This is a genomic window from Bradyrhizobium sp. USDA 3650 (genome assembly GCF_054057395.1).
On record NZ_JBSRZG010000001.1, the window covers coordinates 18275 to 38730 of the forward strand.

A 20456-nucleotide genomic window follows, 5' to 3' on the forward strand; every position below is an offset into this window, starting at 1 on the left:
CCTGCCAATCCGCGCTACGATTGAAGACCGGAATCCGCTAGACTTCACCGATGGAATGGACCGACGAAGGCATCGTGCTGGGGGTGCGGCGGCATGGCGAATCTAGCGCCATCGTCGAGCTGCTGACCCGTGCGCACGGCCGCCATCTCGGTCTCGTCCGCGGCGGCGCCGGCTCGCGGATGCGGCCCTTGCTGCAGCCCGGCAACAGCCTCGGCGTGGTGTGGCGGGCGCGGCTCGACGAGCATCTCGGCACTTATGCCATCGAGGGCCTCAAGCTGCGGGCGGCGACGCTGCTGGGATCATCCCACGGCGTCTACGGCATCACCCATCTCGCCTCGATCGCGCGATTGCTGCCGGAGCGCGACCCGCACGAAAACCTGCTGGCGCTGCTCGAACATGCGCTGGACGATTTCGACGACATCGGCAGCGCCGCCGTACACGTGATCCATTTCGAGCTGGCGATGCTCACCGAACTCGGCTTCGGGCTGGCGCTGGAAAACTGCGCGGTGACCGGAGAAACCAACGACCTGATCTACGTCTCGCCCAAATCCGGCGGCGCGGTGTCGCGCGGAGCCGGCGAGCCGTGGCGCGACCGCCTGTTGCGGCTGCCGCCGTTCCTGCGCCAGGGCGAGGTGCAGGGCGACCTCACCGACGAGGATCTTCAGGACGGCTTTCGACTGACCGGCCTTTTCCTGTTGCGCCACGTGCTGGAGCCGCGCGGGCAGGGCCATTCCGACGCGCGGGCAGGCTTTATCAACGCGCTGACGCGACAACAGGCAAAGGCCGCGATTCCCGCGCCATGAGCTTGACGCGGTTCTGCATTGTCGTAATAGGCCGGCCCGCGTTGGAACGAAATCGGGTTTCCCTGACTTGCCCTCGGGGTTCCAACCGGGGATATCCTGATGCTGATCAAGGGACTTGTGATATCGGCAGCGCTGATGGCGCTGGCGCCGGACGCCCTCGCGGGTGAGCAGCCGGGCGTCTTTCGCCGTGCCTCCTGTACCGTCGTCAGATTCTACGTGGCCAAATATTCCGCTGCGGCCGCAGAGGCATGGGCGCGGTCCAAGGGCGCGACGGAGGCCGAGATCGAGACGGCGCGGCGGTGCCTGCCCAATGCCCCGGCCACCACGCAGGCCAAAAACGCCCAACCCACCCAGACCTTCACCGCAGGCTGGGCCGGCCAGTAGGCCGCCCACAGGGAACCAATCGATCCTTGCCCGATTCGCTTCCACGGTTTAACCGGGCGGCATGGGAAAACGATTGATTCCGCCGGAGGAACCGGCCGAAATTCACGAGGTGCCGCTGCGTGAGGCGCTGGAAGAGCGCTATCTCGCCTATGCGCTCTCCACCATCATGCACCGCGCGCTGCCGGATGCCCGCGACGGCCTGAAGCCGGTGCACCGGCGTATCCTCTATGGCATGCGCCTGCTACGGCTTGATCCGGGCACGGCTTTCAAGAAGTCCGCCAAAATCGTCGGCGACGTGATGGGCTCGTTCCATCCGCATGGCGACCAGGCGATCTACGACGCCATGGTGCGTCTGGCGCAGGATTTCTCCTCGCGCTACCCGCTAGTCGACGGTCAGGGCAATTTCGGCAATATCGACGGCGATAATCCCGCCGCCTATCGCTACACCGAAGCGCGCATGACCGACGTCGCGCGGCTTCTGCTCGACGGCATCGATGAGGACGGGGTCGAATTCCGCCCCAATTACGATGGCCAGTCGAAAGAGCCGATTGTGCTGCCCGGCGGCTTCCCGAACCTGCTCGCCAACGGTGCGCAGGGTATCGCGGTCGGCATGGCGACCTCGATCCCGCCGCACAACGCGGCCGAGCTCTGCGAGGCCGCGCTGCATCTGATCGAGAAACCGGACGCGAAATCCAAAGCGCTGCTGAAATGGGTCAAGGGTCCGGATTTCCCGACCGGCGGCATCTGCGTCGATTCCAAGCAGGCGATCGCTGAAGCCTACACCACCGGCCGCGGCTCGTTCCGCGTCCGCTCCCGATGGGAGCAGGAGGAGGGTGCGCGCGGCACCTGGGTCGTCGTCGTCACCGAGATACCCTTTCTGGTGCAGAAGTCGCGGCTGATCGAGAAGATCGCCGAGCTGCTCGACCAGAAGAAGCTGCCGCTGGTCGGCGATATCAGGGACGAATCGGCCGAAGACGTACGCATCGTGATCGAGCCGAAGTCGAAGAACGTCGATCCCGCGCTGATGATGGAATCGCTGGTTCCGGCTGACCGAGCTCGAAAACAAGATTCCGCTGAACCTGAACGTGCTGATCAAGGGCCGCGTCCCCAAGGTGGTGGGGCTCGCTGAGTGCCTGCGCGAATGGCTCGACCATCTGCGCGACGTGCTGATCCGCCGCACCAACCATCGCAGGGCCGAGATCGAGCGCCGGCTGGAGATTCTTGGCGGCCTGCTGATTGCGTATCTGAACATCGACGAGGTGATCAGGATCATCCGCAATGAGGACGAGCCGAAGCCGGCGCTGATCAAGGCGTTCAAGCTCACCGAGGTGCAGGCCGAAGCCATCCTCAACATGCGGCTGCGAAGCCTGCGCAAGCTCGAGGAAATGGAGATCCGCAGCGAGGACAAGGATCTTCGCAAGGAGCTGAAGGGTATCGAGGGATTGCTGGGGTCCGAACCCGAGCAGTGGAAGAAGGTCGCCGAGCAGGTCGGCAAGGTCCGCGACATGTTCGGACCGAAGACGCCGCTCGGCAAGCGCCGCACCACCTTTGCGGACGCGCCCGAGCACGATCTCGCCGCGATCGAGGAGGCCCTGGTCGAGCGCGAACCGGTGACCGTGGTCGTCTCCGACAAGGGCTGGATCCGCACCCTCAAGGGCCATGTCGAGGACCTCTCGGGGCTCGCCTTCAAGCAGGATGACAAGCTCGGGTTCGCGTTCTTCGCGGAAACGACCTCGAAGCTGCTGCTGTTCGCCACCAACGGAAAATTCTACTCGCTCGATGTCGCAAAACTTCCGGGCGGCCGCGGTCATGGCGAGCCGATTCGCCAGTTCATCGATCTCGAGCCGGAGGCCGCGCCGGTCACGCTGTTCGTCAACAAGGGCGGGCGCAAATTCCTGGTCGCGAGCCACGAGGGCCAGGGCTTCGTTGTCAACGAGGACGATTGCGTCGGCACCACCAAGAAGGGCAAGCAGGTCCTCAACGTCGACATGCCGAACGAGGCGCGCACGGTCACCGAGGTGCTGGGCGACACGGTCGCGGTCATCGGCGAGAACCGCAAGATGCTGCTTTTCCCGCTCGACCAGGTGCAGGAGATGCCGCGTGGCCGCGGTGCGCGCCTGCAGAAATACAAGGATGGCGGTCTTTCCGACGTCGCTGTGTTCGACGCCAAGGCGGGCCTGACCTGGAAGGATTCCGCGGGCCGGGAATTCTCCGCGACCATGAAGGAGCTCGCGGAGTGGCGCGGCAACCGCGGTGATGCCGGCCGCCTCGCGCCGAAGGGATTCCCGAAGTCGAACAAGTTCGGCAGGGTGATCGGGTAGTCCGCGGCCGTCGCCATATCGACAGTGTCATGCCCCGCGTAGGCGGGGCATCCAGTACGCCGCGGCCTCTCGGCTCAATCATAGCTTTCTCTGGAATACTGGATCGCCCGGTCAAGCCGAACGATGACAGCGAGGGTGTGGCGCGCAAACGCGCGGCAGATAGCCGTGAGCGCATACGTGTTTCGGCCCTCCGGGCATGAACATTGCTTTTTGTCTGGCGGCTTTAAACGTCTCCGTCAAAAGGCAAATTCATTCCATGTCCAAACTGAAGGCTTTCATTCCGGCGCTGTTCGCCTTGGGGCTGACCGCGCCACCCGCGCATGCCGCAGGCAATCTCGTCGCGGTGCTCGAGGCGGAGATCGTCACGCTCGATCCGCATTTCTCCACAGCCTACATTACGCGCACGTTCGGCTACATGGTGTTCGACACGCTGTTTGCGAAGGATTCCAAAGGCGAGATCAAGCCGCAGATGGTGCAGGACTGGAAAGTCTCGGCCGATGGCCTGACCTACAGTTTCACGCTGCGCGATGGCCTGAAATGGCATGACGACCAGCCGGTCACCGCCGCCGATTGCGTGGCCTCGCTGCGCCGTTGGGGCACCCGCAGCGCGCTCGGCCGCCGCATCTTCGCGATCACGGCCTCGCTCGAACCGACCGACGCAAAAACCTTCGTGCTGACGCTGAAGGAGCCGTCCGGTCTCGTCATCGACGCGCTCGGCAATCCCGTCAGCCCGGTCGCCTTCATGATGCCCGAGCGCATTGCCAAAACGCCCGGCGATCAGCGCATTACCGAGATCGTCGGCTCCGGTCCGTTCGTCTACAGCAAGGCCGATCACCGCACGGGCGACCGCATGGTCCTGAAGAAATTCGCCGACTATGTGCCGCGTCCCGAGCCTGCCGACTTCCTCGCCGGCGGCAAGCGCGTCAACGTCGACACGCTCGAGATCCGCGTCATTCCGGATGGCGCGACCGCAGCCTCCGCGCTGCAGGCCGGCGAAGTCGATTTCATGCAATACGCGCCGTTCGATCTGCTGCCGACGATGGAGAAAAACTCACGGGTCAAACTGGTCAATTTCACCGGCGGCAACATGTTCGCGGGCGCCTATCGCCTCAACGCGGCATCAAAGCCGTTCGACGACCCCGCCATCAGGCGCGTGCTGTGGAAGCTGGTCGATCAGCGCGAGGTGCTGGATGCGCTCGGCCTCGATGCCAAATACGCGGCTCCTTGCGCGACGTACTTCACCTGCGGCACCACCTATGACAGCAAGGCCGGCACGGAAGCCGCCGCCAGGCCGTCGATCGAAGCGGCGAAGGCCGCGCTGAAGGCGACGAAATATGCCGGCGAGCCTGTTGTCGTGATGGAGGCCAACGATCTCGAAGCCCCGCGCGTCTCGGCGCAGGTGCTGGCCGAGCGGCTGAAGCAGGCCGGTTTCAACGTCGACCTCCAGGTGATGGACTGGGCGAGCGTGCTGGCGCGCCGCGCCAAGAAGGAGGGCTGGAGCGTCTATGGCGTTCACGCCGGCGGCTTCGACCTCGGCTCGCCCTTGACCAACGTCATGGTCGCCTTCAACTGCGCCGATTTCACCGGCTGGCAATGCGATGCGCGCATCACGCCGCTGATGGAGGCCTTTGCCAAGGCGCCCGCCGAGGAGGATCGCAAGAAGATCGCAGGCGAGATCCAGACCGTCATGTACGATCAGGCACCCGCTATACCGTGGGGCCAGTTCGCCCAGCCGGCCGCCTCTCGCGCGACCTTGCGCGGTCTGATACCGTCGGCCATCCCGGTGTTCTGGAATGTTGAGAAATAGCGCAATGTACGATGTCATTGTTGTCGGCGGCGGCTCTGCCGGTGCCGCTGTTGCGGCACGGCTGTCGGAAGATCCCGCACGGCGCGTCCTGCTGCTCGAGGCGGGCCTCGATTGGCGCGCCGACGAGGCGCCTTGGGAAGTGATGACGCCAAATCCGATCCCGATCATCCACAAGCGCGAGTACCAGGAGAAATGGCAGTGGCCGCATCTTCTGACGCGCCGTGTGGCCGGCCAGGAGCCGCGCTTCTACTGGCGCGGCAAGGGGCTCGGCGGCTCGTCGATGATGAACGGCCAGATCGCCATCCGCGGCGTCGCCGATGCGTTCGACGAATGGGCTGCCAATGGCTGCACCGGCTGGTCGGCCAGGGACGTCATGCCGTTGTTCTCGCTGATCGAGGATGATCTGGAATTCGGCGCCGCCGCCGGCCACGGGCGCGGCGGACCGCTGCCGGTCTATCGCGCGCCGCCCGAGAAATGGGGGCCGATCGATCGGGGCTTGCGCAATGCGGCGCTGGCGAGCGGCTATCCCTGGTGCGCCGACGTCAACGGCCCTGATGGCGAGGGCGTCGCTTGCTATCCCATCAACAGCCGCGACAGCCGCCGCATCACCACCAACGAGGGATATCTCGAGCCCGCGCGCGGTCGCGCCAATCTGGAAATTCGCGGGCATGCGCTGGTCGACCGCGTGCTGATCAGCGACGGAAGGGCGACCGGCCTCCGCGTCCACATCGAGGGGCAGGGCACCAGCGATATCAGCGCGCGCCAGATCGTGCTGTGCGCCGGCGCCATCCACAGTCCGGCGATCCTGCTACGCTCGGGCATCGGACCCGCGGATGAGCTGAAGGCGATCGGCATCGCGGTCGAGCGCGACCTGCCGGTCGGCAAGCACTTCTTCGACCATCCGCTGTTTCGCGCCACGATCCAGCTCCACGAAAATCTGCGGCCCACCGATCCCGACACCCGCCACACCAATTGCTGCGTGACCTATTCGTCGGGCCTCGCCGACGGCGGCAAGCGCGACATGATCCTGATCGCCTTCAACCACCGCGGCATCGGCGTGCCGGGCGCGATCGGCGCCGGGCTGTTCAACGCGTATTCTCGTGGCACGCTCAAGCTGGCCTCGACCGATCCCGCGATCGATCCTGTCGTCGAGGAGAACATGCTGGCCGATCCCCGCGACATGCTGCGCATGATGAATGCGGTGAGGCGGCTGGCCGTGATCACCTCCGAGCCGGCGCTATCAGGCATCGCCGACTGGATCCGGCTCGCCGACACGGATCTGACGCTGCCGCAGGCTGCGGCCTTGCCGGATCACGAGCTCGACGCGCTGCTGCGCCGTGAGACCGGCGATATCCAGCACGCTGCCGGCAGTTGCCGGATGACCGGCGTCAACGACGCCGACGGCGTGGTCAATCCTGATGGTACGGTGAAGGGCGTCGCGGGCCTGCGCGTCGCCGACGCCTCGATCATGCCGTCGGATTGCCGGGCCAACACCCACTTCACGACGGTAGTGATCGGGGAAGCGATCGCGCGGATGATGATGCGTTGAGTTCAATCGCCGGTCCCGCCATGACGGTCTGACGAAACAGCACGCAGACGAAGACCTACCGCTCGACGGCCAGGCCGAACAGCGGTCGGAGCTGTGTCCCCAGAATGTTGCCGAGAAAAGCCGCGACCAGCCAGCACCAGCCATGCAGGCTGCCCGATGCGATCCCGCTGAAATAGGCGCCGATATTGCAGCCATAGGCGAGCCGGGCGCCATACCCGAGCAGCAGGCCGCCGATGATGGCGGCGAGGAGCGAGGATGCGGAGATGCGCCAGGTCGGATGGAATTTGCCGGCGAGGCCAGCGGCCAGCAACGCTCCGAGGATGATGCCGAAATCCATCACGGAGGTGATGTCGGCGAAGACGCTTTGCTGCAGCGATAGAGCGCGCGGGCCCTGCCAATAGGGCCATGACGCGACGTCGACGCCGACGCCCATCAGGATCTTCGATCCCCAGAGCGCGAAAGCGGAGGTGATGCCCCATGGGCGCCCTGCGAGATACAGCGTGGCGAAATTTCCGATCGCGAGCAGGATCGCGCCCCACAGCAGCGGCCACGGCCCCTGCATGAAGCGGCGTAGGCCTTGCAGCTTCGTCCGCGCTCCCGGCTCGAGTTCGCCATGCCGGCCGATCTCGGCCCTGACGGTGGTGAGGTAGATCGCAGCCATCACGGCCCAGCAGAGCACGAGCGCCGGCAGCCATCCGAGCCGTTCGATCAACGAGACGGCGCCGATGTTCGGCAGCGCGCTCCACCACGGCAGATGCAACGCACCGAGCGTCGATCCGGCGATGAAGGCCGCCAGTGTCACCAGCATGCGGGTGTTGCCGCCGCCGGCGGTATAAAGCGTTCCCGACGCGCAGCCGCCGCCGAGCTGCATTCCAAGGCCGAACAGGAACGCCCCGGTCAGCATGCCCACGCCCACCGCGCCGAGCTCGCCATGCACGGCGACGCCGAACAGCGTACCTTGTGCGAGGGCCGGAAAGAACAGGGCCGTCGCCAGCGCCAGCATGACCATTTGCGCACGGAGACCGGCGCCCCGTCGCGCCACAATGAAGACGCGCCAGGCCGAGGTGAACCCGAACAGCGCATGGTACAGCGTCAGGCCAAGTGCGCCTCCGAGAAGAAACAACAATCCCTGTTGCCACGAGATAGTGCCTGACAAGGCCGCTGCGCCCGCCAGAAGAATTGCCGCCGCGACAACGACGACCGTGAAATTGGCGCCGTGCCGATCATTGTCAGGGGCAAGCAGTCGAGCATCGATAGATAGATCGGTCATGGCTCATCCAAGAAGTGGATTTCTTCGGCAGTGGGAGCTAACCGGGGCGAATTCTCCCCGTTCCAATCTTTCCACATTGGAACTGATGGGATCGCGCTAGGCTGTCATGCCCCGGCTCGACCGGGCATCCAGTACGCCGCGGCTTCTCTTCTCAATCACGATCGTCTCGGAGGACTGGGTCGCCCGGTCAAGCCGGGCGACGACAGCGAGAGTGGAATGACTGGTCTTCGCGCCGATATACGATCCAAACAGCGGACGAGCGTTCGCGATCTCGCGGCTCCTTCCGCCCGAGTTTTGCTTCGTCGCATTGCCCTCGTTGAGACAAGGGCGCAGGGAAGGCCGGGCGCCGGCTGGCACCCGCAGGTCCGTGCGCGATAGAAATGCACACGGGGTGGACCACAGGTTCGCCGGATCGCCCGGCCTTCCCTGCGCGATGGTTTTAACGTGTCCTTCGTGCTCTCCCCGGGGAGCGATGCACTATTGCCCCCGTCGCCTTGCAGATGACTGATGCACGTGCCCGGTCGGGCCGCCACATCACCGCAGGACTTGACGCACAGACCCCGGGCGTCAGGACCACACGACTTGTTCGTCCGCGCACGTCCTCGCTGGGCCTTCGGGAGCTGGCGTGTGCTCACACCCGAAGCCATGCGAAGACGCTTTCGGCATCGTGTCGTAGGCACGAAAGCCATTGCTCACAGCCGAAGCCGCCCTGCAATGCCTGTTATGCCCGACGCCGTCGCGTCCATCGCTGCCCAGCCCGCGGTTCGTGACGATCGCGATCCGCCCCTTGTCTCGGGCCAGGGTGTATCGCTTGTACGTCAAATCCGAATTTCGGTAAAAGTGGAATATTGTGTGAGGTGGGGCTTGACAAGCGGGATGCCGGAAGTGGTCGCGTCTGTTTTGCCCGACGGGACGTAATGCCGAACTTGCTCATCGACGGTTCGTGATCCCAAGCGACTTTCCGTTCGATAACTTTGCCTGTATCCATCCGGATCATGTGGACGATCTTAACCGGCTCATTCATTTTCGTCGGACTCGCTGTGGCAGCATTTTGCCTTGGGCAAGGGGCCAGACGGCGTTTCGCAAAGACCTATGCGAGCGTGGATAGAGTCTTGTCCAGCATCGACCTAGTGTTGTTAGTAGCGGTGCTTTTTGTATTGTTTTACATGACGCGTTGAATAAGTCCGCGACCGCCCAACAAGATTCGACCTCATTCAACTCAGCGACTGGCCCAAGGCCACCATGCTGCCCAGTCGGATTCAACGCTCCTTTCGATAGAAGCTGGACGCAACGCACCAATCAGTCCGCGTCCTAAATCACCCCCGCCAACCGCAGCGCCACGCCCGCAGCGCACGAGCCCGCCAACACCGTCAGCATCCCCAGCTTGAAGCGGAAGATCGCGGTTGCGGCCGCGATCGACAGCACGAGCGCGGGAATGTCGACGCTGGTCAGCACCGGCATGTCGAAGGTAAACGGAAACGCGTTCACCGGCACGGTCTCGCGGAACAGCGTGTGCAGCGCGAACCAGATCGAGAGGTTGAGGATCACGCCGACGACGGCGGCCGTGATCGCGCTGAGCGCGCCGCCGAGGCCCTTGTTGCCGCGCAGCCGTTCGACGTAGGGGGCGCCAACGAAGATCCAGAGGAAGCAGGGCGTGAAGGTGACCCAGGTTGCGAGCAATCCGCCCAAGGTAGCCGCGAGCATCGGCGACAGCCCGCTGGCGTCGCGGTAGGCGGCCATGAAGCCCACGAACTGAAGCACCATGATCAGCGGGCCGGGCGTGGTCTCGGCCATGCCGAGACCGTCGAGCATCTCGTGCGGCTTGAGCCAGTGATAGTGCTCGACCGCCTGCTGGGCGACATAGGCCAGCACCGCGTAGGCGCCACCGAAGGTGACCAGCGCCATTTTTGAGAAGAACAGCGCGATGTGACTGAAAACATTGTCTTGTCCGACAGTGAGCAACAGCGCCATCACCGGCACCAGCCAGAGTGCAAGCCAAAGCGCGCCGACGCGAATCGTGCGCGCGGTGTTGGGGCGGACATGCTCGGGCACGGCGTCGCCGAGCATGCTGTCGATCACGGCGCTGCTGCCGGCAGGGCCGTGACCGGCCGGCGCGAATTCCGGACGGCCCTGTTTGGCACCGATATATCCGATGACGCCTGCGGCGATGATGATGACCGGGAAGGGGATCGCGAAGAAGAAAATCGCGACGAAGGCGATCGCGGCAAGCGCGATCATGATGCGGTTCTTCAATGCTCGCTTGCCGACGCGCACCACGGCCTCGACGACGATGGCGAGCACGGCGGCCTTCAACCCGAAGAACAGCGCCTCGACGAAGCTGACATTGCCGAAGGCGGCGTAGACATAGCTCAGGCCCATGATGGCGATGATGCCGGGTAGAATGAACAGCCCGCCCGCCATCAGGCCACCGGCGGTGCGGTGCATCAGCCAGCCGATATAGGTCGCGAGCTGCTGTGCCTCCGGGCCCGGCAGCAGCATGCAGTAATTGAGCGCGTGGAGGAAACGGGCTTCCGAGATCCAGTTCTTCTCCTCGACCAGGATGCGGTGCATGACCGCGATCTGGCCCGCGGGCCCGCCAAAACTCAGGCAGGCGACACGGAGCCAGACGCGAAAGGCTTCACTGAAGCTGACGCCGTGACCGGCATCAGCTCCTGCTTCGATCGTACGGGTATCCATCAAGCCTTCGCCTTGTTGGTCGGCCAATTGTGGGTCTCGGACGTGGCGTCACGGCACCAGCGATAGAAGGCGTCGTAGAGCAGCATGCCGGCCTCGAGCTGTTCGAGGTCGTCATCATACATCCGCGACAGCCCGAGCGAAGCTGCGAGCAGGCCGGGCGCCTCCGGCGCAAGGTCGGGTCGCCCGGTGTCGGCGCCGCGCACCAGTGTTGCGAGCCGGAGCAGCGCCGGCGCGGCAATCCCGAACTCCTCGATCATCACGTCGAAGGTGCAGAGCTCACCACGGTGGCTCCAGAACACGTTCTCGATGTCGAAGGGGGCTGCGTTGAAGCGTTGCCCGACGGCCACCACTTCCGAAGGCGCCACGAAGAGGAACACCGCATTGGGATCGACGAAGCGTCGGATCAGCCAGGGGCAGGCAATGCGGTCGACCTTGGGCCGCGCCCGCGTCACCCAGACGGTGCGTCCCTTGGCGTCGCGCGGCGGCAGCTTGCGGGTATCGAGCAGCGGCAGCTTTGCGTCCTTCCAGCCCTCGAAGCCGCCTTCCAGCGTCTCGGCCTGGACCCCAAGCTGCCTGAGCCAGGCCGCCGTGCCCTGCGCCAGCTTTGCGCCGCGCAGGCAGGAGACGATGGCGGTGCGGCCGGCGAATTCGGCACCCCATTCCGGAACATTATCGTGGCTGAGCTTGATCGAACCTGGGATTAAGCGCCGGTCGGCGGCAAAATCCTCGTCGGTGCGCACGTCGATCAGGGCAGGGGCGTTCGCCGTGCCGATCAACCGTGCCAGTTTGTCAGATGATATCGTCGTGTAGGAAGACATGATGCGCCCTCGTGAAAAACAACGGGACGCGATACTTGGGCATGTCGCCTCGTGGGGAGATCGCTCAAATCCCCATGGCCTTCATTACACCGAAACGGCACCTACCTGTCAATCGGCTCATTCCGGCGATTTTGCCCAGAAGATTCGCAGGTCTATATTAGGGGTCAACGGCCCGGACCTTTCGGAGACTTTGCGATGCATTCCCATTCCATCGAACAATGGACCCATGACCACGCCTTTCTGGGAGACAAGCACGACGAGAACGAGCGGCGCACCTGGCTCGTCGTCATCCTGACGCTGGTCATGATGGTCGGCGAGATCGTCGCCGGCTCGCTGTTCGGCTCGATGGCACTGCTCGCCGACGGCTGGCACATGGGCACGCATGCGGCGGCGCTGGGGATTGCCGCGTTCGCGTATCGCTTTGCGCGGCGGCATCTGGGGAGCTCGCATTTCAGCTTCGGCACCGGCAAATTCGGCGATCTCGCCGCCTTCGCCAGCGCGATCATCCTTGGCCTGATCGCGGTCGAGATCGCCTATGAGAGCGTGCTGCGGCTGATCAATCCGGTGCCGATCGTCTATGGCGAGGCGATCGTGGTCGCTGCCCTCGGCCTGTGCGTCAATCTCGCCAGTGCCTGGCTGCTCCGCGATAACCATGGTCATCACCATCACGGCCATGCGCATGATGATCACGATGATCATGACCATGATCACCACCACCATCACGACAACAATCTCCGCGCGGCCTATGTCCACGTCATGGCGGACGCAGCGACCTCGGTGCTGGCGATCGCCGCGCTCGTGGTCGCCATGTATTCGGGATGGGCCTGGGCCGATCCGGCGGTCGGCCTGATCGGCAGTGCCGTGATCGCAAGCTGGGCGTTCGGTCTGATCAAGACATCAGGCGCGGTGCTGCTCGACGTACGCGCCGACGAGAAGCTCGAGCGTGTGATCCGGGCGCGCATGGAGGTCGGCGACGATCGCGTCACCGATTTGCATCTGTGGCAGGTCGGCCCCGGCCATTGCGCCGTGCTGGTGTCGGTGGTCTCGGACAAGCCGAAGCAGCCGGCGGTCTACAAGAAGCGGCTCGCCGGGTTGAAGGGGCTGAGCCACGTCACTGTCGAGGTCGAGACCTGCCCGCACTGAAGCGGTCTGCGGGAATTCTGCGAACGGACCGGGGTTGACCCTCGGTCACAGCCGACAATGGCTGCAAGGGAGGAACGAATGACGTCAAGGATCAGGCCAAGGATCACGCTCGCTCTCGCCGTCGCCGCGCTTGCTCTGTCCGGCCATGCGGCGCTGGCGCAATCGGAAAAGACCGGTGTCGAAAAGCTCTACGTGCTCAATTGCGGGGAGGGCACCGCCGGCGATATCTCGCGCTGGACGCCCGGCCTCAACGAGGGCAAGACGATGGACTTCGTCGACAGCTGCTATCTCGTCAAGCACGCCAAGGGCTGGTTCCTGTGGGATACCGGCATTGCCGATGCAGTCGCCGCGATGCCGAACGGCCTTGCGCCCGCCGATCCAAAGGCCGTGACCTGGCGCCGGCCGAAGACGCTTGCCGCCCAGCTCGAACAGCTCGGCCTCAAGCCGGATAACGTCAAGATGATGGCGGTCTCGCACACCCATCCCGACCACACCGGCAATGTCGAGCTGTTCCCGCAGGCCACGCTCTACGTGCAGAAGGCCGAGTATGACTGGCCCGGCGCCAACAACGAGCCACGATTCAAGCCCTCGCATCCGGTCGAGCTGCTTGCCGGCGACAAGGACGTGTTCGGCGACGGCAGCGTGACCATTCTGTCGACGCCCGGCCATACACCGGGACACCAATCGCTGCTGGTGAAGCTGCCGAAGTCCGGCGCCGTCGTGCTGTCGGGCGATGCGGTGCACTTCAAAGACAATTGGGACAACCGCCGTGTGCCCAGCATGAATGCCAACAAGGACCAGAGCGCGGCCTCGATGCAGAAGATCGCCGACACGCTCAGTAAGGAGAAGGCGCAGCTCTGGATCAACCACGACAAGGTTCAGCGCGACGGCCAGAAGATGGCGCCGGAGTTTTACGACTAGCTTTCCGCGAGGCCCCTGTTGCCACTACGGTGGCAGCAGGGGCGTGCTAGCGCCCTCAACAAGCTCCGCAACGGGAGACGATTGTGGGTGAGTGGGCCGGGGTTGCGATCGCGCTGGCGTCGAGCAGCCTTGGCGGCACTGCCGCGGCGATCACCCGCTATCTGGTCGGCGGCGCCGATCCGATCCTGCTCGCGATCCTGCGCTGGGGGATCGGCTTTCTCTGCCTCCTGCCGTGCGCGCTTCTGCTGGGCGTGCGCTGGCCGCAGCGGTCCGACTGGCCGGCCGTGGCGCTGCTCGGCATCTGTTTTTTCGGCCTGTTCTTCATCCTCTACAACATCGCAGTCTCCTACACGACCGCCGCGCGCGCCAGTCTCGCGCTGGCGACGCTGCCGCTCCACACCATGGTGGTCGGCGCCATCCTCGGCGTCGAGCGGCTGACGGCGCGCAAGATCATCGGTGTCGGCATCGCGGTGCTCGGCGTGGCGGCGGCGCTGGCCGCGGGCCTGGCGCAAAGCCCGCCCGGGGCTTGGCGCGGCGAGCTGATCATGACCGGTGCCGTGTTCTGCATGGCGTTCTACAACGTGCTGTCGCGGCCGCTGATGCAGCGCTCCAGTCCGCTCGGCTTTCTCACGGTCGGCATGGGTGCGGGCGCCGCCGTGCTGGTGCTCGCGGGTCTGGTGAAAGGCAGTTTCGCAGCGCTCGGGCAGTTCACGACGGGGCAGTGGATTGCCGGAATTTATCTGGGCATCGGCGGCGGCGCGCTCGCCTTCATCCTCTGGGTCATGGCACTGGCGCGCGCCACGCCGACCCGGGTCGCCAATACCATGACGGTCAACCCGATCGCCGCCACCTTGCTCGCCGCGCTGCTGATCGGCGAGCCGATCACGCCAAATCTGCTGATTGGGCTGGTCGCCGTGTTCGCCGGCATCTGGATCGCGACCAGCGAAACGAAGCCGGCTTAGCTGCGCGGTGCAGTCACGGCGGGCGGACTCGCATCCGGCGCCTTCTTCGGCTTCAGCGAGCCGGCGTAGAAGGAGATCAGCCAGACCAGGATGATGGCGAGGAGATAGACACCCCAGGCCTGCGGTGGCGTGGTCGCCCAGCGCAGGAGGCCTTTGAATGTGCGGGGCGCGCGCGTGTCTTCGGTCATGCTCCGCTTGTGCGCGAAAGCTCCGGCCCGGTCAATCCGGCCGCGGTTGCGCGCGGATCATGAACAGCGCGGCGAGTGCCGAGAGGCTGAGCGCAGAGGAGACGATCAGCACCTTGGCGCCCATGACGTCGATGAGCAGGCCAAAGGCCAGCGGCGCCACGGCCTGCGCCATCCGTGCCGGCGCGCCGATAATGCCGAGGCGATAGCCGAAATCCTTGGGGCCGAAGATCGACAGCGGCAGCGTGCCGCGCGCGATGGTCAGGATGCCGTTGCCGGAGCCGTGGAACAGCGCAAACGCACTGGCCGCGGCGCCGCCGAAGATCGCCACGACCACCGCGCCGATCGGGTGGGTGAGGCAGGCGAGCCGCGTCGACCACAGCGGATGAAAGCGGCTGAGGAAGCCCGCCTCCAGAACCCGCGCGGCGACTTGCGCGGGGCCGATCAGCGCACCGGCCGCGATCGCCTCGACCGGCGTCGCGCCTGTTGTCTCCAGGATGCGCGGAAAATGCGCGGCCATCGCGCCGGTGACGGTCCAGACCGCCGCGAAGACGAACGCGAGTAGGATCATGGTGCGGTCGAGCGGCAGATGCGGCTTCACCGCTGTCGCTGCGGCCTGCCTGGCGCCCTTGATGGTCGGCAGCAAAAAGAAGTTGAGCGGCAGGCCGATCAGGAGGTTGGCAGCGGCCCAGGCAAAGCAGGTCTCGCGCCAGCCGATATGGGCGAGGCCCCAGGCGGTGAGCGGCCAGCCGACGGTCGATGCAAAGCCCGCCATCAGCGTGATGCCGGTGATCGGCCTGCGGGCCTCGGTGCCGTAGATGCGGCCGAGCGCGGCGAAGGCGGCGTCGTAAAGCCCCATCGCCATGCCGATGCCGAGCACGAGCCAGGCCATCGCCATCACCGCCACCGATTGCGAGAGGCCGAGCAGAACGAGGCCGGCGGCGATCGTCAGGTTCGACACCGAGAGGACCTGCCGGCCGCCGACCAGATCGATCTGTCGCCCGATGCGCGGGCCGAGCAGCGCCGAGATCACCAGCGAGGCCGAGAACGCGCCAAAGACCCAGTTGGAGGAGATGCCGAGATCGCGCGCCATGGGATCGGCGAGCAGCGCCGGCAGATAGTAGCTCGAGGCCCAGGCCAGGGTCTGCGTGGTACCAAGCGCCAGGATGATCGGAAGCTGGCGCTGGCTCATATCCCCGTATTTCTGATCGGCGGTGTCATCGTTCGCATTTGCCGCCCGAGGCGGGAGCGCGTCAACAGCGTCCGCGACATATGCGACCTGCCGCGGGTGGGAGCCTTGACGCAAGGTCCGCGCACCGCCTTTCGCTCGTCACGAATGCACGGCATAATGGCGCATGCAATTGACCTCGCGACTTGCGCTGATGAACTGGTTGGCCGGCCAGGGGCTCACCGGCCTGCCCGAACCCGAACTGCTGCGCGGCTTCTGCGAGCGCTGCCGCGCCGAGGGGCTGGAACTCTCGCGTGGGCTTGTCGTGATCGATACGCTGCACCCGATCTACGAGGGGCGCGCCTTCCGCTGGAGCGATACGCCGACCAACGAGAGCGACGTCGTCGAATACGGCTCGACGGCCGAGGGCGACGCGGCCAACAATTGGCGCCGGTCGGTGTTCTATCATTTGCTCGAGCATGGTCACGACGAGATGGTGATCGATCTCGCCGACGCGCCCTCGCTCGATTTTTCGCAGATCGGCGAGCTCGCCGAAACGGGTCACCGCCATTTCCTGGCCTTTGTGCACCGCTTCGGGGAGACCGGAGCGCTCGGGCAGATGGACTGCCTCTACTCCTCCTGGACAACGCGACGCGACAGCGGCTTCGCCGAAGGCGAGCTCGCGGCGCTGCGCGATCTCGTGCCGGTGCTGGGGCTCGCGATCAAGTCGGCGCAGCAGGTCGACATCGCGCGCACGCTCGGCCGCGTCTATCTTGGACGCGATGCGTCAGAGCAGGTCTTGAGCGGACGTATCTCGCGCGGCGTCACCGAGCGCATCAACGCCGTGCTGTGGTATTCGGATCTGCGCGGTTCGACCGGAATCAGCGAGAGCATCGGCCCCGACGAGATCATCCCGTTCCTCAACGACTATGCGCAGGCCGTGATCGATGCGATCCACGACGCCGGCGGCGACGTCTTGAAGCTGATCGGCGACGGCGTGCTCGCGATGTTCACCGGCGAGGACATGGCACATGCCCGGCGCGCGGCGCTGCGCGCCGAGCATCTGTTCCGCAAGAACGTCGCGGCGCTGAACCTGCGGCGGGGCGCCGAGGGCCGTCCCACCACGTCCGCCTATATCGGCTTGCATGTCGGCGAAGTCTTTTACGGCAATATCGGCAGCGAGGACCGGCTCGATTTCACCGTGGTCGGTCCGACCGTGAACGAGGTCAGTCGCATCGCCTCGATGAGCCGTTCGGTCGATCGCGAGCTGCTGGCCTCGGCGGAGTTCTACAAGGGCCTCGACGCCGCCGGCCGGCGCTATCTCGTCTCCACCGGCCGCTACGCGCTGCGTGGCATCGGCCGCGCGCAGGATCTCTACACGCTCGATCCCGAGGTGGACGCGAGCGAGCCGGTGACGGGCAGCTACGAGCGGTATCTGGCAGGCTAGGCTAGCTGTTACAACATACTCCGTCATTGCGAGGAGCTCTTGCGACGAAGCAATCCAGACTGTCTCCGCGGACGGATTCTGGATTGCTTCGCTGCGCTCGCAATGACGGTGCGCCTAACACCGCGCCACCACCTCATCGCCCACCATGTCCGGCTGCCGGTCCAGCATCACCGCGGGCGAGAGCCAGATCACCAGCGCCTGCACGCCGAACACGGCGGCGGCGAGATAGAGGCACGCTTCCGCGCTCCAGAGGCCGCCGACGACCGCACCCAGCGCCGAGCCGACCGGGCGGGCGCCGTAGCTCATGATGTTGATGGCGGAGACGCGGCCGAGCAGGCGAGGCGGCGTCACCGACTGGCGCAGCGTCGTGGTCGAGATCACCCACAGGATCGGCCCGACGCCGAGAAGGAAGAAGCTCAAGGCCGCAAGCCAGGGCGAGGGGACCAGCACCGTCAGCGCCATCACCATTGCGGCGACGAAGCCGGTGACGGGGCCAAGGCCGACGACCGTGCCGAACGCGATGCGCTTCATCACCCGTGTGGCGAACAGCGCGCCGATCACCATGCCGACACCGTACATCGTCAGCACGGTGCCGATGCCGGCGGCGGTCAGGCCGAGGTGACGCACGGCGTAGGGCACGAACACCGCGATCTGCAGAAACCATCCGGTGTTGAAGATGAACTGGGTGATGAACACCGGCCGGAGCAGCGGATGGTGAAACACGAAGGCCGCGCCCTCGCGGATGTCCTGGAACGGATGCCGCCGTGGCGCCGGCGTGCGGGCGGGCTCGTAGATGCCGGAGAGCAGCACGACGGCGATCGCGGACAGCGCGGCCGCAAAGCCGAAGGCCGGGCTCGCGCCCCACCACCCGACCAGCACGCCGCCGAGCGCAGGGCCGCTGGCGAAGGCGATGGTGCGTGCGAGCTCGATCCGCGCATTGGCCGCCGGCAACAGGTTCGAACTCACCAGCGAGGGCACCAGTGCCGGCGCGGCCACGCTGTAGACGACGGTGCCGCACACGGCGGCAAAGCCGAGCAGCGCCAGCAGCGGCAGATTGAGCGCGCCGAGTGCGAGCAGCAGCACGATCGCTGCAAGGGCCGCGGCCCGCAGCGCCTCGGCGCCCGCCATCAGCGAACGGCGGGAGATGCGGTCGGCCAGCAGTCCGGCCGGGATGGCGAAGAGGACGAAGGGCAGGGTCAGCGCGGTCTGGAGCAGGCCGGTCTGGCCTTCGGCGACGCCGAGCGTCAGCACCGCGACGATGGGGGCTGCGGCCAGCGCGATCTGTTCGGCCGACTGTGCCGCCAAATTGGACCAGGCGAGGCGGTTGAATGTCTCGGGGAGGCGTGGGGCATTTGACATGGCTCATTTCCTGCAAAGTCGAGTCGGCGCCACTATCCGCCTCGGAGGACGGCCAAACCCACCCGCTTCCCGACAGGGGCGGCACATAGCGGCCGCCGAGGGACCGATCCGGCTAGATGCAGTTGCAAATGAGTTGCAATAAGGCTCGACTTCGGTATTCTCGCCCCATGGATGCTCGCTCTCCCGATCTGACCCGAGACGCCGCCGGCTGGCGCAATGACGCGCCGGCTACCAAGAGCCTGGCCGAGGTGAATGCCACGGTCGCGATCCCGATCGCGGGGGTGTGGTGGCGGCGCCTGCTTGCTTTCGTCGGCCCGGGCTATCTGGTGTCGGTCGGCTACATGGATCCCGGCAACTGGGCCACCGACCTCGCCGGTGGGTCCAAGTTCGGCTACACGCTGCTCTCCGTCATCCTGCTCTCGAATTTGATGGCGATCCTGCTGCAATCACTGGCGGCACGGCTCGGCATCGTCACCGACCGCGACCTCGCGCAAGCCTGCCGCGCGACCTATTCGCCGGCCGTGAACTTCATGCTGTGGCTCGCCTGCGAGGCGGCGATCATCGCCTGCGATCTCGCCGAGGTCATCGGCACGGCGATTGCCCTAAAACTGCTGTTCGGCATTCCCCTGATCGGCGGCGCGCTGATCGCCGCGCTGGATGCTTTTTTGCTGCTCATCCTGATGAACCGTGGCTTCCGTTTCCTCGAAGCCTTCGTCATCGCACTGCTCGTCGTGATCGCTGTCTGCTTCACCGTCCAGCTTGCCGCGGCCGCACCGCCGGTGGCCGAGATGCTGAGGGGATTTGTGCCGAAGACCGAGATCTTCACCAACCCCGAGATGCTCTACATCGCGATCGGCATCATCGGCGCCACCGTGATGCCGCATAATCTCTATCTGCACTCCTCGATCGTGCAGACGCGCGCCTATGAGCGCAACGACACCGGCCGGCGCGAGGCGATCAAATGGGCGACGACGGATTCGACCGTCGCCCTGATGCTGGCGCTGTTCATCAATGCCGCGATCCTCGTCGTGGCTGCCGCAACCTTTCACAAGAGCGGCCATTCGGATGTCGCCGAGATCGGCCAGGCGTTCGAGCTGCTGTCGCCGCTGCTCGGGCTCGGCATCGCCTCGACGCTGTTCGCAGTGGCGCTGCTTGCCTCGGGGCTCAACTCGACCGTGACCGCGACGCTCGCCGGCCAGATCGTGATGGAGGGTTTTCTCGACCTGCGCCTGCCGAGCTGGGCGCGCCGGCTGCTGACCCGCGGCATCGCCATCATCCCCGTCATTATCGTCACCGCGATCTACGGCGAACGCGGCACGGCGGATTTGCTGGTGTTCAGCCAGGTCGTGCTGTCGATGCAGCTGCCTTTCGCCGTGATCCCGCTGGTCCGCTTCGTGTCCGACCGCCGCAAGATGGGCAAGTTCGCGATTCCAACGTGGGTCGCCGCGATCGCGTGGATCGTCGCCGGCATCATCGTGGTTTTGAATCTGAAGCTGCTGGCGGATACGCTGTTCGGGTGAACACACCACGGCTGTCGTCGTCCGGCTCGACCGGACGACCCAGTATGCCAGAGACGGTCGTGATTGACCCGAGAAGCCGCGGCGTACTGGATGCCCCGCTTT

At 65.4% G+C, this 20456-nt stretch carries 15 protein-coding genes and 1 pseudogene; 10 read left to right on the plus strand and 6 right to left on the minus strand.

Annotated features, from left to right (window positions below; translation table 11 throughout):
- Positions 1-50: 50 nt before the first annotated feature.
- The 5 genes and pseudogenes from recO (at position 51) to ACVIN2_RS00115 (ending at position 6864) form a co-directional block, all read left to right on the plus strand.
- Positions 51-803 (plus strand): DNA repair protein RecO, encoded by a 753-nt coding sequence (recO, locus tag ACVIN2_RS00095; protein ID WP_456764018.1) that lies wholly within the window; start codon positions 51-53, stop codon positions 801-803.
- A 99-nt stretch (positions 804-902) separates the two neighbouring features.
- Positions 903-1187, plus strand: coding sequence for a hypothetical protein (locus ACVIN2_RS00100; protein ID WP_456764019.1), 285 nt, complete (start codon positions 903-905; stop codon positions 1185-1187).
- A gap of 61 nt (positions 1188-1248) precedes the next feature.
- A pseudogene (parC, locus tag ACVIN2_RS00105) lies at positions 1249-3508 on the plus strand (DNA topoisomerase IV subunit A).
- A gap of 256 nt (positions 3509-3764) precedes the next feature.
- Positions 3765-5315 carry an ABC transporter substrate-binding protein gene (locus ACVIN2_RS00110; RefSeq protein WP_456764020.1) on the plus strand — a complete coding sequence of 517 codons (1551 nt, stop codon included), beginning with the start codon at positions 3765-3767 and terminating at the stop codon, positions 5313-5315.
- Between the two features lie 4 nt (positions 5316-5319).
- A complete protein-coding gene (locus ACVIN2_RS00115) occupies positions 5320-6864 on the plus strand; it encodes a GMC family oxidoreductase (protein WP_456764021.1) in 1545 nt (514 codons plus the stop codon).
- 55 nt (positions 6865-6919) lie between these two features.
- Here the strand turns inward: ACVIN2_RS00115 and ACVIN2_RS00120 are convergent, their stop codons facing one another.
- From ACVIN2_RS00120 to ACVIN2_RS00130, 3 genes are all read right to left on the minus strand, one after another.
- Positions 6920-8134 carry a YeeE/YedE family protein gene (locus tag ACVIN2_RS00120; protein ID WP_456764022.1) on the minus strand — a complete coding sequence of 405 codons (1215 nt, stop codon included), beginning with the start codon at positions 8132-8134 and terminating at the stop codon, positions 6920-6922.
- A gap of 1311 nt (positions 8135-9445) precedes the next feature.
- Positions 9446-10831, minus strand: coding sequence for a chromate efflux transporter (chrA, locus tag ACVIN2_RS00125; protein WP_456764023.1), 1386 nt, complete (start codon positions 10829-10831; stop codon positions 9446-9448).
- A complete protein-coding gene (locus tag ACVIN2_RS00130) occupies positions 10831-11649 on the minus strand; it encodes a chromate resistance protein ChrB domain-containing protein (RefSeq protein WP_027567276.1) in 819 nt (272 codons plus the stop codon). The genes chrA and ACVIN2_RS00130 overlap by 1 nt, the downstream gene beginning before the upstream one ends.
- 195 nt (positions 11650-11844) lie before the next feature.
- On the opposite strand from ACVIN2_RS00130, the gene dmeF reads away from it, so the two are divergent.
- From dmeF to ACVIN2_RS00145, 3 genes are all read left to right on the plus strand, one after another.
- Positions 11845-12792 (plus strand): CDF family Co(II)/Ni(II) efflux transporter DmeF, encoded by a 948-nt coding sequence (gene dmeF, locus ACVIN2_RS00135; RefSeq protein ID WP_456764024.1) that lies wholly within the window; start codon positions 11845-11847, stop codon positions 12790-12792.
- Between the two features lie 78 nt (positions 12793-12870).
- Positions 12871-13713, plus strand: coding sequence for an N-acyl homoserine lactonase family protein (locus tag ACVIN2_RS00140; RefSeq protein WP_456764025.1), 843 nt, complete (start codon positions 12871-12873; stop codon positions 13711-13713).
- Positions 13714-13796: 83 nt separating this feature from the next.
- The gene (locus tag ACVIN2_RS00145; RefSeq protein ID WP_456764026.1) at positions 13797-14675 is read left to right on the plus strand and encodes a DMT family transporter; all 879 of its coding nucleotides are present in this window, start codon (positions 13797-13799) and stop codon (positions 14673-14675) included.
- Here ACVIN2_RS00145 and ACVIN2_RS00150 read toward each other — a convergent pair.
- Entirely contained in the window at positions 14672-14863 is a 192-nt protein-coding gene (locus ACVIN2_RS00150; RefSeq protein WP_456764027.1) for a hypothetical protein, read from the minus strand. The two genes, ACVIN2_RS00145 and ACVIN2_RS00150, sit on opposite strands and share 4 nt — an antisense overlap.
- 31 nt (positions 14864-14894) lie before the next feature.
- Positions 14895-16052 carry an MFS transporter gene (locus tag ACVIN2_RS00155; protein ID WP_456764028.1) on the minus strand — a complete coding sequence of 386 codons (1158 nt, stop codon included), beginning with the start codon at positions 16050-16052 and terminating at the stop codon, positions 14895-14897.
- Between the two features lie 163 nt (positions 16053-16215).
- On the opposite strand from ACVIN2_RS00155, the gene ACVIN2_RS00160 reads away from it, so the two are divergent.
- Complete coding sequence (locus ACVIN2_RS00160; protein ID WP_456764029.1) at positions 16216-17475, plus strand: adenylate/guanylate cyclase domain-containing protein; 1260 nt, start codon at positions 16216-16218, stop codon at positions 17473-17475.
- Positions 17476-17589: 114 nt separating this feature from the next.
- Here the strand turns inward: ACVIN2_RS00160 and ACVIN2_RS00165 are convergent, their stop codons facing one another.
- Positions 17590-18834 (minus strand): MFS transporter, encoded by a 1245-nt coding sequence (locus ACVIN2_RS00165; RefSeq protein ID WP_456764030.1) that lies wholly within the window; start codon positions 18832-18834, stop codon positions 17590-17592.
- Positions 18835-19001: 167 nt separating this feature from the next.
- On the opposite strand from ACVIN2_RS00165, the gene ACVIN2_RS00170 reads away from it, so the two are divergent.
- Complete coding sequence (locus ACVIN2_RS00170) at positions 19002-20354, plus strand: Nramp family divalent metal transporter (protein ID WP_456764031.1); 1353 nt, start codon at positions 19002-19004, stop codon at positions 20352-20354.
- Positions 20355-20456: the final 102 nt, after the last annotated feature.